Below are 14,757 nucleotides of genomic sequence, written 5' to 3' on the forward strand. Positions count from 1 at the left end.
ACCCCCTTTCACTAGTAAAAAATTCTAGATTAATCCCCTGAACTACAGCATAATATTAACGATAAAAAGGATTTAATCCTGACAAAGTGTTTTCGACAATTTTCTTTTTTGCGCAGTTTCCCTTTGCAATTTCTTCTTCATGAAGAAGTTGTTCTCCTTGAAATCATTGACTATTAGCACACGATAATTCACTTACTAAAAGATATGAAAACAGCAACAAAAAACAATGATGTCACGCCACTGTTATCTCCATCGGCCAAACGCGCCAACATGACGGAGGAGGAGTGGAAAAAAGCAATAAAATTCGACCATACCGATACTGGCTGGGTCATTATGAGTATCGGCATGGCAATCGGGGCCGGAATTGTTTTCTTGCCTGTTCAGGTTGGATTGATGGGATTGTGGGTTTTCCTGCTCTCTTCCATTATTGGTTATCCTGCCATGTATCTCTTTCAGCGGCTCTTCATCAATACCCTTGCAGAGTCACCAGAATGCAAAGATTATCCTAGTGTTATCAGTGGTTATCTTGGTAAAAATTGGGGCATTCTGTTAGGAATACTCTACTTTATTATGCTGGTGATCTGGATGTTTGTTTATTCCACCGCGATAACCAATGATAGTGCTTCTTACCTGCAAACATTTGGGGTCACCGATGAATTAATGTCGAAAAATCCGCTTTATGGATTGGTATTAATCTGTGTATTAGTCGCCATCTCTTCCCGTGGTGAACAATTACTGTTCAAAATATCCAGTCTGATGGTCATAACAAAGTTATTTGTTATCGCGGCATTAGGATTTTCCATGATCGGTATGTGGCATCTTTACAATATCGGGGCATTGCCTCCTCTAGGGCTATTGATCAAACAAGCCATCATCACGTTACCTTTTACGCTCACGTCCATCCTGTTTATCCAAACACTTAGCCCAATGGTGATTTCTTATCGCAATCGGGAGAAAAACCGTGAAGTTGCCCGTCACAAGGCACTGCGAGCTATGAACATTGCCTTTGGTATCCTGTTTTGTACGGTATTTTTCTATGCCATCTCTTTTACGCTGGCAATGGGACATGACGAAGCACTCAAAGCCTATGAACAGAATATTTCAGCATTAGCAATTGCCGCCCAATTCTTTCCCGGCGGTTGGGTTATTGCCGTCAGTATCATGCTCAATGTCTTTGCTGTGATGACTGCATTTTTTGGTGTTTACCTTGGGTTTCGCGAAGCCAGCCAAGGCATTGCCATGAATATTCTTAGTCGCCTGGTACCTGCCGAAAAGATCAATGAAAAGTGGGTACAAAAAGGCATCATGGTTTTTGCCATCTTATTGGCATGGAGCGCGATCCTCCTGAATGCTCCAGTCTTAAGTTTTACTTCTATTTGTAGCCCAATATTTGGCATCGTTGGCTGCCTTATTCCGGCTTATTTGGTCTACAAGATCCCTGGCCTGCGCTATTACAAAGGGGTATCGCTCATCTTGATCATCTTTACTGGGATCTTGCTATGTATTTCCCCTTTCCTGGCCTTCTCCTGATATAAGGGCTTATTATTAAGGTTTACCCAGTGCGCCCTAAATTCTCATCTTTCTGTTAGGAGATATAAGGCGCATTCAACTAATCAACTCCCTACAAAATCTACTGCACTTATTCAGGACTAGCGGAAGCATTTGAACAGCAACTTACGTGTAGGGGTTGTAAGCCGGAATAGTCCAAAATTTTGTCGTACTAATTTTGGGGTCGTCTGATAAAACGGAAAAAATCGTACATACCCTGCATTCATAGGACGAAATGAACAGTGGCTTATACAACCTAACACCCGTGAACTTTCCGACTTTCATTTGCAGGGTAATCCTGCAGTATTGACAATGGCCGCATCCAGAATTATTGTCCATGCTGTGGAACTATCTGGTTCTGATATAAAACTCGCAGTTTTAAGCGAGCTGCCGAGGGGACTGTATGATTGATGATATTTCTCTTACCGATGATATTACCTTAAGAGGATAAACAAATTAAATTAGCCGGTTAATTTTTTTAGATCCCATTATAGTAAGATTATTTTGTATCATTAATTCTATTTACAATAGGAATACTATATTAGTCTAAAGGAGATTGTGTGGCTAATTTAATATATGCAACGATGAAAGGGAAGAAACAAGGTTTGATATCTGCGGGTTGCTCTACCTTTGATTCCATAGGTAATAAATATCAAACGGGTCATAAAAATGGGATCTTGATTTTTTCCTTTGAGCATGAAATAACAAGAATGAGTAATGTTAATCATCGTCAGGTATCTTTTATTAAACCAATAAACAAATCCTCTTTATTACTTGGTGTGGCGATATCTAATAATGAAGAGCTGGAAATCATCAACAGTACAATAAAGATTTTTCATTTTTACATCTTCCATATGATAATAATATTAAGATGATTTTGTGGCAATCTATGAATAAAATCCACATGTTTTTAATTAGGATTAGCAGGAGCATTCATTAAATAATCCTTTTAATGATGATTCCATACATAATTAATCATGAAAAATATCTATTTAATTAAACTTTACAAACAGAACAAAAAACGACCAATCAATTCAATCCAAATAAAGATATAATAAACAATGAAAACTATAACTAATGTTATTAAGTTAACGAAAACCCTTCCTTTAACCTAATGTTATTTCAAACATTATCTCTTGATCACCCTCAGTATTTCTCATTTTTCATCCAAAAAACGCAGTAACTTAGAATAAAAATCCAATAATAGATAAAAAATTAAAATATTATTTCAAAAACTCCAAATAAAAGTTAATTTTCAATCAATAATAAGGCATTATCTAAACAACTTAGATAAATCATTTACTTTTTCCACTAAATACAGTAAAAATACAAACCCAATACACTTAAAAGAGTTTTTAAAAGAATAAAAAACTAAAAAACAAACCAGGCCAAATGATTAGTTGTAAAGTTCAATAGAGCTGTTTTTATATATGGAATTCTATTTATGATTGCCTCATTCTGTGTATCAGAATCACATAACACGTATTTATACGATTTCAATTAGCATTTTCATTAAAAACAAGACAAAAATAAGCAGCAATTTTTTTATTTGTGTTATTCCAATTAAATTAATCTGGTATTTAGTTAATTATGTTTAAAAAATACTAATGTTTTGTTGTATTCGATTAACTTAAATACCTTGCTATTTACAATTTATCTCTCTGATTTCATAGGAATGATAATTTCATGAAACAACGTAAGTTTTTAACCCGATACGAAATAGACGCAATTCTGGCAGCAACAAAACAAGGACGTCACGCAGAACGGGATTATTGCATGCTGTTAATGTGTTTCATTCACGGCTTTAGGGTAAGTGAGTTATGTAATCTATGCCTATCTGATCTTGATTTGAATTCAGCGATCATTCATATCAGACGGTTAAAAGGTGGACTTTCAACCACACATCCTTTAATTCCAGAAGAAATTGAAGCGTTAAATAAATGGCTAGATATTCGCCAAAAATGGCGCGAAGCCGATTCTCCGTGGGTATTTCTTTCTCAAAAATCGGGTCCTGTTTCACGGCAACAAGTTTATGGTTTATTAAAACGTTATGGAAAGCAGGCGTCTGTCAGTGTTTCTCCACATCCGCATATGTTAAGACATGCTTGTGGTTATGCATTAGCTGATCTCGGTCGCGATACCCGCTTGATTCAAGACTATCTCGGACACCGTAATATTTCACATACTGTAATTTACACCGCCAGTAATGTGAAACGTTTTTCCAGAATTTGGGAATCTCACTCTAAATAGTTGTGTTATTTTTTCTGCTGTTTTCACTCACATGATCTGTTATTGTAACAATCTCCACTAGTTAATTTGTGGAGATTGCTGGCAGATAAAATAGACAATGTCATGAAAATCTAAGATAAATGACTATTTTTTACGTATGATAAACTCAATTTGTAAATGGTTTTTATTTTTATTGTTTTACACTTGTTAGCACACCAAGTTGGTTCTTTAAAAAACTTAAGTCTAACAGGTAAATATATAAATTTTTATTTAATTTTGAGCAGCGAATTTATATGAACAATTTCACTACTCAATAAGAAATAAAAATGAACAATTAAAATTCCATAAAAAATTATTACTCAATCAATTATTCTTTAAACAATTCCGCAAATTTTTCACGGATTTTCTGTTCTGGCAGATCTATACCAATAAAAACCAGCACACTTTCACGTACTTCATTATCGCGCCATTCTCTATCCCAATCCGCGCCATACAGACGCTGAACCCCTTGAAACAGTAACCGACATGGTTCTTCTTTGATAGCAAGAATACCTTTGTATCGCAGGAGATTATCCGCGAAACTCAGTAATAGCTCGTCCATCAGGTTAGAAACTTCCGGCAGTTCAACTGGGTGTGCTAAGTTAATGACAATCGACTGAACCGAGTTTTGTTGTTTGGGTGCAAATCGAAAAGTGGGTGTCGAAACCGTCAGTTTGTCATTCAACATAAAACCTTCGATATCGAACAGTAAGTCTAAATCGGCTTCACCTTGAATAACCTTATGAATCGGTGCCCTGGCATTGATTCGCTGCAAACGTTCAACTAAGGCATCATGAATGGGAGCAATATCTGTTTTGGTTAAAAGGATCCTGTCTGCATATCCTACCTGCGCCTGTGCAATGGAAAAACGATCTAACTGTTGTTCCGCATGAACTGCATCCACCAGCGTAATAATGCCATCGAGTAAAAAACGCTGGCACAAAATTTCATGGGAAAAGAAAGTTTGCGTAATCGGGCCGGGATCAGCCATGCCGGTACATTCGATAATCAAGCGGTCAAAGTTGATCTGCCCTTTATCCATGCTATCCAGCAAGTCCAATAATGCATCTTCCAGCTCATTCGAACGACTACAGCAGATACATCCGTTGATTAATGTCTTAATTTGAGTTGCACGATCACCAATCAATTCATCATCAATGGGGACTTCACCAAATTCATTTTCAATGACGGCTATTTTGTAACCATGATCAACATTGAGGATATGACGCAGCAGCGTCGTTTTGCCTGATCCCAAAAAACCGCTCAGGATCGTGACTGATATTGGTTGCATTTTCGTTTCCCGATGCTATTGATTGCTAAATAATTTTCAATGAATTAACCACTTTTTTCACTAACAGCAGCGCATTCCGCCTTTGCCATCGCCACCATAGCGAGCATTCTGACGTTCGCGAAAAAATTCTTCATAAGACATATAAGGCTTATCAGGGTGGTTTTCTTTCATATGCTGTACATATGTGTCATAGTCGGGAACGCCCACCAACATTCGGGCAGCCTGCCCCAAATACTTGCCTGCCCGACCAAGATTACCAAACATAAATTGTTCTCCAAGGCTTGTTCTATAAGGAATAGTTCCCCAATAAAAAATACCCCACATAGTACAAAGTCAATTATGTGGGGTATAGCGGTTACTGATACGGAATGATTTGGTCGGTATCAGTTTTAGTATTGCATCAGTGCGTAGAAGAGACTTTCACCCCACCTTCAGGAACCGGAACATAAGGCGTTTCATTATCGGTACGCGTCGGGTTTTTGCTTGCTTTAATCGCAGTTTTGATACCATAAATAATGATGCTGTACACCACTATCAGGAACAGAATGCTTAATCCCGCATTGGTGTAGTTGTTCACAACAATGTGATTCATGTTACTGATTTGCCCAGCCGTCAATTCTGCACCACCTTCGGCAATTCGCTGCTTGTATTCTTTCGCCAGGAAGAAAAAGCCCTCAAGCCGTGGGTTATCACTGAATAATTTCAGCCCCAGCGCCCATGTGGTACAAATCAACAACCAAACCGCAGGAATAACCGTTACCCAGATATATCGGGTGCGTTTCATCTTGATCAAGACAACCGTACCCAATACCAACGCAACGGCGGCCAACATCTGGTTAGAGATACCAAATAACGGCCATAAGCTCTTGACGCCACCCAATGGATCAACCACGCCTTGATACAGCAAATAACCCCATAAGCCAACACAACCGGCTGTACCAATGATACCCGCAATCAAAGAGTCCGTTTTTTTCAGGAATGGAACGAAGTTACCCAAAAGATCCTGCAACATGAAACGACCAGAACGTGTGCCCGCATCCAACGCCGTCAGGATAAACAACGCTTCAAACAGAATACCAAAGTGATACCAAAAGCCCATGTCTGCCGCAGGAATGATCTGATGGAATACATGGGCAATACCCACTGCCAAAGTTGGCGCTCCTCCTGCGCGGTTCAGAACGGATGGCTCACCAATGTCTTTTGCCGTTTGCAGAATTTGATCGGGGGAAATAACAAAGCCCCAAGAACTTACAGTCGCGGCCGCATGGCTCGTTACTTCTTTCAAAGAGGCCATAATCATTGGCGCCTCGGCAGTGCCCAAATTATGCAGGTCAGGCATAGTAATACCCAGCGCGGCCGGAGGGGTATTCATCGAAAAATACAGACCCGGCTCAATGATGGATGCAGCAACCAATGCCATGACCGCCACAAACGACTCCATTAACATCGCACCATAACCAATGAAACGTGCATCTTTTTCATTTGCCAACAGCTTAGGTGTCGTCCCCGAAGAGATCAAAGCATGGAAACCAGACACCGCACCACAAGCGATAGTAATGAACAAGAATGGGAACAGCGTTCCTTTCCAGACTGGCCCAGTACCGTCAATATATTGTGTGACGGCTGGCATTTTCAGTTCAGGATTCAGGATGATAATCCCAATTGCAAGACCAACAATAACCCCAATTTTCAGGAAAGTTGCCAGATAGTCACGCGGTGCCAAAATAAGCCAAACTGGCAATAATGCAGAGATAAATGCATATCCGATCAGCGCATAAGTGATGGTGGTATCTTTGAAAGTCAGCGCGGGTCCCCAGTAAGGATCGGCGGCGACAACACCACCAAACCAAATGGCGGCAATCAGCAGGAGAATACCGATCACAGAGACTTCACCCACACGCCCCGGGCGGATATATCGCATGTAGATCCCCATGAAAAGCGCAATCGGCACTGTTGAACAAACCGTAAATACGCCCCACGGGCTTTCTGCCAATGCTTTCACGACGATTAACGCCAGTACCGCCAGAATGATGATCATGATTAAGAAGCAACCAAACAGAGCTATTGTGCCTGGCACACGCCCCATCTCTTCCTTGACGATCTCACCCAATGATGCCCCATTACGGCGGGAGGAGATAAACAGCACCATAAAGTCCTGCACCGCTCCGGCAAGCACTACCCCTGCCAGCAACCACAATGTTCCTGGCAGATAACCGACCTGTGCCGCCAATACTGGCCCGACTAACGGACCTGCCCCCGCGATAGCGGCAAAATGATGACCAAACAAGACATTTTTGTTGGTAGGAACATAGTTCAAACCATCATTATTGACAACAGCGGGGGTTGCTCGCGTGGCATCCAGTCTCATTACCTTCGTGGCGATATACAGGCTATAATACCGATAAGCAACCAAGTAAACGGCTACGGAAGCGACAATGATCCACAAAGCGCTAACGTGTTCTCCCCGACGCAGCGCAACGACTCCAAGACAGAATGCGCCAATTATCCCCAATATCATCCAGGGGATATGTTTTAACAATTTATTATTCTTCATAAAACTTCCTTTTCCACAGTAAGACGAACAGCGAGTCATTATTTAATTTTTACTTCCTTCTCCATAAACCGACCATCTACAGCCGGCAGGAAGCAATACCCATAAAAGGGATATACTCCTCGTCACACTGCACTATGATATAAAACTCTCCCTGATAAGAGGGAGAGGATCTTACTCAGCGGTTGAATACCAACATTAAGCGGTCAAAATCCCCCAATCAGTGGTTCATACATATAAAGCATGAGCCAAGTTTTGTGAGGTAACTCACTTCCTTAATAAATTGCAAGACGAAGGTATATTCATCAATCGAAGTTAATGGCGTCATCCTTTAGGTGGTTAAAGTCTTTATATTCGTTACTGAATGAAATCACTGTATGTTGGTTCAGACACGCTTGGTTGGAAAACCAAGCACATTTGGATACCAAGCGAAGTTCTTCAATTCCCAACCATGTGGATAACATAGACAGTAGATTCAAACCGCTGCGGTGAGCATCTATGATATTTTTGCTTGCTGTGTTCTTGTCGGCATTGTTAATGACATAGTCATAACCGGTAATAATAAAGGGAACTTGATAATTCTGCTTATTACTATCGTTATGGGTCAGATTCTCGCTATCTGTATTCTTATTCACAAGTGACAAACCATGATCCGCAAAGTAAAGCATTGTCCAGTGCAATTGATTTTTATTGGCAATACTTTCAATGTCAGCTAGCAGTCTGTCCGTATTATGAATACTCTGAAGATAACATGAAATATTTTTGGAATGAAAATAGGTGCCATATTTATCATTCGTTCTGGTGCAAGGTTGTGGATGCGAACCCATTAAGTGAATAATAATCAGTTTCTTTTTCTGCTCATTCTTCATTAATGCCTTGCGAATATAAGGCAATAAATTTTCATCCGGCATATAACTGCGATCATCTGAATTGCCTTCTTTTAGAAAAGTATAATGATTGGCCTGCTGCCCAATCAGTGCTACAGGAGAATCAAACCCTCCCTTCATTCCCTGGTTGGACAGCCAGTAAGTTTCAAATCCCGCTTTTTTCGCCAGTGAAACAATACTGTTATTCAGTTGAATTTCATTTGCTTCACGAACCGCCAAAGAGTTAGTCAACGATAACTGTGTCGATGGTGCCGCAGAAATATAGTTGGTTAACACGGTGGCATTCGCGTTATCCAACCAAGGGGTATTTTTATCCGGGAACCCATAGACACTCATAAAATCTTTTCGGACGCTCTCACCAATCACCATGATATAAGTGTCGTATTTCTCTTCTTTCACCACTGGCTGCCAGTCATCCCGATATTTAATAATCTTGGCAAATCGGTGATTTTCTGACATGACTTGCTGGTAGCTCTGATAGGCATCACTGAAAAAGCGAACTTCCGGTAAACTGGTATTCAAAAGTTCCGAGCTATCTTCAAAACCCGATTTTATATACCCTTTGGCTGGGGACCAGAAAGCCGAAATAAAAAACAGGGTAAACAACCACTTTTTACTTTTGCTTGTTAAGGTAACATTTAGCTTAAGTGAAAATATCATCAGAACAAAAATAGCTATAGCAGTTAAATAAGTTGAAACAGAAAGTCCACTAATATATTCCGTTGTTTCATTCCTATTTGTATAAATTAATGATCCTACCGCATTGATGTCTGGATAACCGTAATTGAGGCCAATTGGAGTATAGAGCATTCCTATCAAGGAAAAAAAAGCAATCAAAAAGATATAAATTCGTCTACTGATAGCAGCCAAAAATAAAAAGAGTGCAAAGGCACTGAAGACATATATTAGTTTTAACTGATACCCCAAACATTTATGTATCAGAAAAATAAGAAAAAAGAGAACAATAAAACAAGAGAGATTCTTGTTTTTATAAAGCCAAGACATAATCACCCTGTAATTTCACATAGCCATAGTTAAATTTCTACAAACCCAACGTGGCGATATTTTAGCCAAATAAAACCCAACACTGCGCAATACAGTATTGGGAAAACTATCACATCATAAATTATAATTTATTGAGTGATCGACAGGTCACGTGCAAAAACTTCGTGTTCTTCATCCCGCAGCGTCAACACTTTAAAACCATCATGGGTTACCAAGATCGTATGCTCAAACTGAGCCGATAAATAGAATTCAAGTGCTTTATGCCATCTGCTTTCCTATTATTTGTTATTTGATAGTATGACTCAAACTAAACAACAATCGAGCCGCTTCGCAATCCTGCTGAATTGTGAAAAAATCTGATACATTCCTGCGAGTAATCCTGCTAACCTACCGTTTAAATCTTCTAATCGCATCCACAGATGAATCACACAGATTATCAGTGATAAGATAGCGTTTTCGCCCAGGATGAGGTCTATTAACGTTCCATCCTTAGCTGATTATATTTAGGTTTTGTCATTTAGATGGGTTGACTGAGCGTCGATGGCCCAACTGAGTCAACAGGAATAATAGAATTGAATCAAGTCAATATGAAAGAATCTCCAGCAAAGGATATAGATAGCCACACTCCCATGATGCAGCAGTATCTGCGTCTGAAAGCGCAGCACCCTGATATTATGCTGCTGTATAGAATGGGGGATTTTTACGAGTTGTTCTATGACGATGCCAAAAAGGCGGCGAAGTTACTGGATATCTCCCTAACCAAGCGCGGACAATCGGCTGGTCAACCTATTCCGATGGCGGGTGTTCCTTATCACGCAATCGAAAACTATCTGGCAAAACTGGTACAACTTGGTGAATCTGCGGCGATCTGCGAACAAGTTGGAGATCCTGCAACCAGTAAAGGCCCTGTTGAACGCAAAGTTGTGCGTATTGTCACTCCAGGCACCGTAACTGATGAAGCTTTACTACAAGAACGTCAGGATAATCTGCTCGCCGCTATCTGGCATGATAATCAGGGATTTGGTTACGCGACGCTGGATATCACTTCTGGCCGTTTCCGCGTTTCTGAAATGTCCGATCAAGATAGTATTGCCGCAGAATTGCAACGCACCCATCCCGTGGAATTGCTTTATCCTGAAACCTTTGAGCATATGGCGCTGATTGAACGTTGTCATGGTTTGCGCCGGCGCCCAATGTGGGAATTTGAGCTGGATACAGCAAGACAACAACTTAATTTGCAATTTGGCACCCGTGACCTGATTGGCTTCGGGGTGGAAAAAGCGACGCTCGCTCTGCGTGCCGCAGGCTGTTTGCTGCAATATGTCAAAGACACTCAACGTACCACTTTACCTCATATTCGCAGCATGACGATGGAACGCCAGCAGGAAACGGTTATTATGGATGCTGCCACCCGCCGTAATCTGGAGCTGACACAAAATTTGTCCGGTGGCACTGAGAATACGCTGGCGGCGGTACTCGATCAATGTGTGACACCGATGGGCAGCCGAATGCTGAAACGCTGGCTGCATGCACCAACCCGCAATAAAGATATACTGGAAAATCGCCATCAAGCCATTTCCGCATTACAGGAAATCGGTTATGAATTACGGCCGTTTTTGCGCCAGGTCGGTGACTTAGAGCGTGTGCTTGCCCGTCTTGCTCTGCGCTCTGCCCGCCCCCGTGATCTGGCCAGAATGCGTCATGCTTTCCAGCAATTGCCTGATATTCATCAGATCCTGACATCCTCAGATGCCCCTTATATCCAAGCGCTACAGCAGCGTGTGGGACATTTTGATGAATTGCAGACTCTGCTAGAGAATGCGATTGTCGAAACGCCTCCTGTTCTGGTGCGTGATGGTGGTGTCATTGCCACGGGCTATAATGCTGAATTGGATGAATGGCGAGCACTAGCCGATGGCGCCAGTGATTACCTCGATAAACTGGAGATCCGTGAACGCGAGAAACTTGGCATTGATACCCTGAAAGTGGGCTTTAATGCAGTGCATGGTTATTATATTCAGGTCAGCCGTGGACAAAGCCATTTAGTCCCTATCCATTACGTTCGTCGTCAAACGCTCAAAAACGCAGAACGCTATATCATTCCTGAATTAAAGGAATATGAAGACAAGGTACTGACTTCCAAAGGCAAAGCGCTTGCCATCGAAAAAGCTCTGTACGAAGAGTTGTTCGATCTATTGCTGCCTCATCTGGCCGATTTGCAAACCTGTGCCGAAGCACTGTCAGAACTGGATGTACTGGCAAACCTTGCTGAACGCGCTGAAACTCTAAATTACACCCGCCCGATACTAACCGATAAAGTGGGTATTCAGATCACTGGCGGTCGGCATCCGGTTGTCGAACAAGTATTAAGTGAACCGTTTATTTCTAACCCATTGACGCTCTCGTCACAGCGCCGTTTGCTGATTATTACAGGGCCAAATATGGGAGGTAAAAGTACCTATATGCGTCAGACGGCTTTGATTACGTTGATGACTTATATTGGAAGCTTTGTTCCTGCCGAAAAAGCGGTTATTGGCCCTGTAGATCGTATCTTTACTCGTGTCGGTGCATCCGATGACCTGGCATCAGGACGCTCTACCTTTATGGTGGAAATGACCGAAACTGCCAATATCTTACATAACGCGACTGAACATAGTCTGGTTTTGATGGATGAGATCGGTCGTGGTACATCAACTTATGATGGTTTATCCCTGGCGTGGGCCTGTGCTGAAAATTTAGCTAATCGCATCAAAGCAATGACCCTGTTTGCGACTCACTATTTCGAACTGACAACATTGCCTGAGAAACTGGAAGGAGTTGTCAATATTCACCTTGATGCTGTCGAGCATGGCGACACCATTGCTTTCATGCACAGTGTGCAAGAAGGGGCAGCAAGCAAGAGTTATGGGCTAGCTGTTGCTTCGCTGGCAGGTGTTCCACGCGATGTCATTAAACGTGCGCGCCAAAAATTGAAAGAGCTGGAATCACTCTCCAATAATGCGGCAGTAGGCCATGTCGATACACCACAGTTAACCTTGCTGACAGAAGAGACCTCTCCGGCAATTGAAGCATTGGAAAACCTTAATCCAGATACCTTGACACCACGTCAGGCATTAGAGTGGATTTATCGTCTGAAAGATATGGTTTAACAATGAATGAAACAGCCATGAATGGAACAACAATGAAGTTTGATACTAATCTGTTAGCTCCCATTTATCAATTTTTACAGTGCGAAACTCCCGACCAATGGGTAGAAAAAGCACGGCTGCCTGAGAATTTGCCAATCTTATTGCGCGATCATCTGCTATGTGAATTGAAAGCGGCACAAAGTGCTATGTTCTTAATTCGTAAATATGCCGTTGCTCCTGAGAGTGCTGATGCTCTGCTCGCTTGGTTTCAGCCCTATGAGGATTTTGCCTATAAAAAAATGGGTGATATTCATTCATTGAAAGGAAAAAATCAGGCCACCAAGCAAATTACCGCGCGAGCAAAATCACCTTATAGTCAAGATCTCATCGATAAGATGGTGTTATTGATTAAGGAAGAGTTGCATCATTTTTACCAAGTATTAGAAATCATGGATGCCAGAGGGGTAAGATATGACAGTATCGGTGCTAGTCGCTATGCTAAATCCCTATTTCAGCATGTTACCAATCATGAACCTTATACGTTGGTCGATAAACTGATTATTGGTGCTTATATTGAAGCACGCTCATGCGAACGTTTCGCAAAATTAGCTCCTCATCTGGATGAGGATTTGGGTAAGTTTTATATTTCTCTGCTGCGTTCAGAAGCTCGCCATTACCAAGATTATTTGATGCTCGCTCAGTCAATATCTAAAGAAGATATTACAGAAAGAGTGAATTATTTCGGCCAGGTTGAAGCAGAACTTATTCAAACTCCCGATCATGATTTTAAATTTCATAGTGGTGTTCCGATTATCTAAAATTGATAAATGTCACACCAAATGGTAATGAAAATATAAATGAGTAAATAAAAGGTGGGCTTATTTAGCCCACCTTAGGATTACCGCCTATCTTCTCTATACCTTTATCTTTATCTTTTCAATTGTCACTTTTGGACTTACTTCTACTCTTGCCATCACCAAGTTTTCTAATTATCTTTGTTTCTGGAAATTCATCTACTTTCCACTAACACTGCAATTTGAAATTTCTTAGGTATACGTTCTCAGGAATAAAGAATTAAGTACGGAATAATGATTCTATATTCAAACCTTGGGTATGCAATATGTCTCTAAGACGGCGCAATCCCTCAACTTGAATCTGACGAACTCTCTCTCTTGTTAAACCAATTTCTCGCCCAACATCTTCCAATGTTTCTGCTTCGTATCCAAGCAAACCGAAACGACGGGCCAAAACTTCACGCTGTTTTGCGTTCAGTTCAAACAACCATTTCACGATACTCTGTTTCATATCATCATCTTGAATAGTTGTTTCTGGCCCTGAATCATTTTCATCAGATAAAATATCCAATAATGCCTTATCTGAATCACCACTAATCGGTGTATCGACAGAAGTAATGCGTTCGTTCAGCCGCATCATACGACTTACGTCTTCAACCGGTTTATCCAGTTTTTCCGCAATTTCTTCGATACTCGGTTCATGATCCAATTTATGTGCCAGTTCTCTTGCAGTACGTAAATAGACATTCAATTCTTTGACTATATGAATAGGCAAGCGAATTGTGCGAGTTTGATTCATAATGGCACGTTCAATGGTTTGACGGATCCACCATGTCGCATAAGTGGAAAAACGAAAACCCCTTTCAGGATCAAATTTTTCCACTGCACGAATAAGCCCAAGGTTACCTTCTTCAATCAGATCTAGCAGTGCTAATCCACGATTGCTATATCGGCGGGATATTTTTACAACCAATCGCAAGTTACTTTCAATCATGCGTTGGCGTGCAGCAACATCCCCTCGTAGTGCTCGTCTGGCGAAAAGAACCTCTTCCTCTGCTGTCAGCAGAGGTGAGAAACCAATCTCTCCAAGATAAAGCTGTGTTGCATCAAGAACCCGTTGGTTTACTCCTTGCAACAAATCCAAATCTTCATCAAGACCAGTTATATCATCCTCATCTTTCAGCAACGCTTCATCAAAGTCATCAGCTTCCATGCTATTTTCGTCTAAATTCGCATCATCATACAACTCATTAACTTTAAGCGTACTTTGGCTCATCAGCTGCTC

At 41.1% G+C, this 14,757-nt stretch carries 8 protein-coding genes and 2 pseudogenes; 5 read left to right on the top strand and 5 right to left on the bottom strand.

The features are described 5' to 3' along the window. The first annotated feature begins 204 nt into the window (after positions 1-204). The 3 genes and pseudogenes from Xets_RS12485 to Xets_RS12495 form a co-directional block, all read left to right on the top strand. The gene (locus tag Xets_RS12485; RefSeq protein WP_099131543.1) at positions 205-1,530 is read left to right on the top strand and encodes an amino acid permease; all 1,326 of its coding nucleotides are present in this window, start codon (positions 205-207) and stop codon (positions 1,528-1,530) included. Between the two features lie 578 nt (positions 1,531-2,108). Further along, positions 2,109-2,393 (top strand): annotated as a pseudogene (gene tssD / locus Xets_RS12490) (type VI secretion system tube protein TssD); the annotation flags it as partial. Between the two features lie 838 nt (positions 2,394-3,231). Further along, positions 3,232-3,798: pseudogene (locus tag Xets_RS12495) on the top strand (tyrosine-type DNA invertase); the annotation flags it as partial. A 346-nt stretch (positions 3,799-4,144) separates the two neighbouring features. Here Xets_RS12495 and yjiA read toward each other — a convergent pair. From yjiA to Xets_RS12515, 4 genes are all read right to left on the bottom strand, one after another. After that, the gene (gene yjiA / locus Xets_RS12500; protein WP_099131541.1) at positions 4,145-5,107 is read right to left on the bottom strand and encodes a GTPase; all 963 of its coding nucleotides are present in this window, start codon (positions 5,105-5,107) and stop codon (positions 4,145-4,147) included. A 60-nt stretch (positions 5,108-5,167) separates the two neighbouring features. Continuing rightward, positions 5,168-5,371: a YbdD/YjiX family protein gene (locus tag Xets_RS12505; RefSeq protein WP_099118661.1), complete on the bottom strand. Its 204-nt coding sequence runs from the start codon at positions 5,369-5,371 to the stop codon at positions 5,168-5,170. A gap of 136 nt (positions 5,372-5,507) precedes the next feature. Then, the gene (locus Xets_RS12510; RefSeq protein WP_099131540.1) at positions 5,508-7,661 is read right to left on the bottom strand and encodes a carbon starvation CstA family protein; all 2,154 of its coding nucleotides are present in this window, start codon (positions 7,659-7,661) and stop codon (positions 5,508-5,510) included. A gap of 302 nt (positions 7,662-7,963) precedes the next feature. Next, positions 7,964-9,067 (bottom strand): phosphoethanolamine transferase, encoded by a 1,104-nt coding sequence (locus Xets_RS12515; RefSeq protein ID WP_167450616.1) that lies wholly within the window; start codon positions 9,065-9,067, stop codon positions 7,964-7,966. Between the two features lie 1,070 nt (positions 9,068-10,137). Here Xets_RS12515 and mutS point away from each other — a divergent pair. Then, entirely contained in the window at positions 10,138-12,699 is a 2,562-nt protein-coding gene (mutS, locus tag Xets_RS12520) for a DNA mismatch repair protein MutS (RefSeq protein ID WP_187651782.1), read from the top strand. A gap of 32 nt (positions 12,700-12,731) precedes the next feature. Then, on the top strand, positions 12,732-13,496 hold the full coding sequence (gene miaE / locus Xets_RS12525; protein WP_187651764.1) for a tRNA isopentenyl-2-thiomethyl-A-37 hydroxylase MiaE: 765 nt from the start codon (positions 12,732-12,734) through the stop codon (positions 13,494-13,496). 256 nt (positions 13,497-13,752) lie between these two features. On the opposite strand, the gene rpoS is transcribed toward miaE, so the two are convergent. Next, on the bottom strand, positions 13,753-14,748 hold the full coding sequence (gene rpoS, locus Xets_RS12530; protein WP_099131538.1) for an RNA polymerase sigma factor RpoS: 996 nt from the start codon (positions 14,746-14,748) through the stop codon (positions 13,753-13,755). Positions 14,749-14,757: the final 9 nt, after the last annotated feature.

Origin of the sequence: Xenorhabdus sp. TS4 (assembly GCF_014467265.1) — a bacterium.
In the GTDB taxonomy this organism is placed as follows: domain Bacteria; phylum Pseudomonadota; class Gammaproteobacteria; order Enterobacterales; family Enterobacteriaceae; genus Xenorhabdus; species Xenorhabdus ehlersii.

What these genes read in the sequence shown, in the direction of transcription:
- Xets_RS12485 (WP_099131543.1), top strand. Translation starts at nt 205, where the DNA reads ATGAAAACAGCAACAAAAAACAATGATGTCACGCCACTGTTATCTCCA.
- yjiA (WP_099131541.1), bottom strand. Translation starts at nt 5,107, where the DNA reads ATGCAACCAATATCAGTCACGATCCTGAGCGGTTTTTTGGGATCAGGC.
- Xets_RS12505 (WP_099118661.1), bottom strand. Translation starts at nt 5,371, where the DNA reads ATGTTTGGTAATCTTGGTCGGGCAGGCAAGTATTTGGGGCAGGCTGCC.
- Xets_RS12510 (WP_099131540.1), bottom strand. Translation starts at nt 7,661, where the DNA reads ATGAAGAATAATAAATTGTTAAAACATATCCCCTGGATGATATTGGGG.
- mutS (WP_187651782.1), top strand. Translation starts at nt 10,138, where the DNA reads ATGAAAGAATCTCCAGCAAAGGATATAGATAGCCACACTCCCATGATG.
- miaE (WP_187651764.1), top strand. Translation starts at nt 12,732, where the DNA reads ATGAAGTTTGATACTAATCTGTTAGCTCCCATTTATCAATTTTTACAG.
- rpoS (WP_099131538.1), bottom strand. Translation starts at nt 14,748, where the DNA reads ATGAGCCAAAGTACGCTTAAAGTTAATGAGTTGTATGATGATGCGAAT.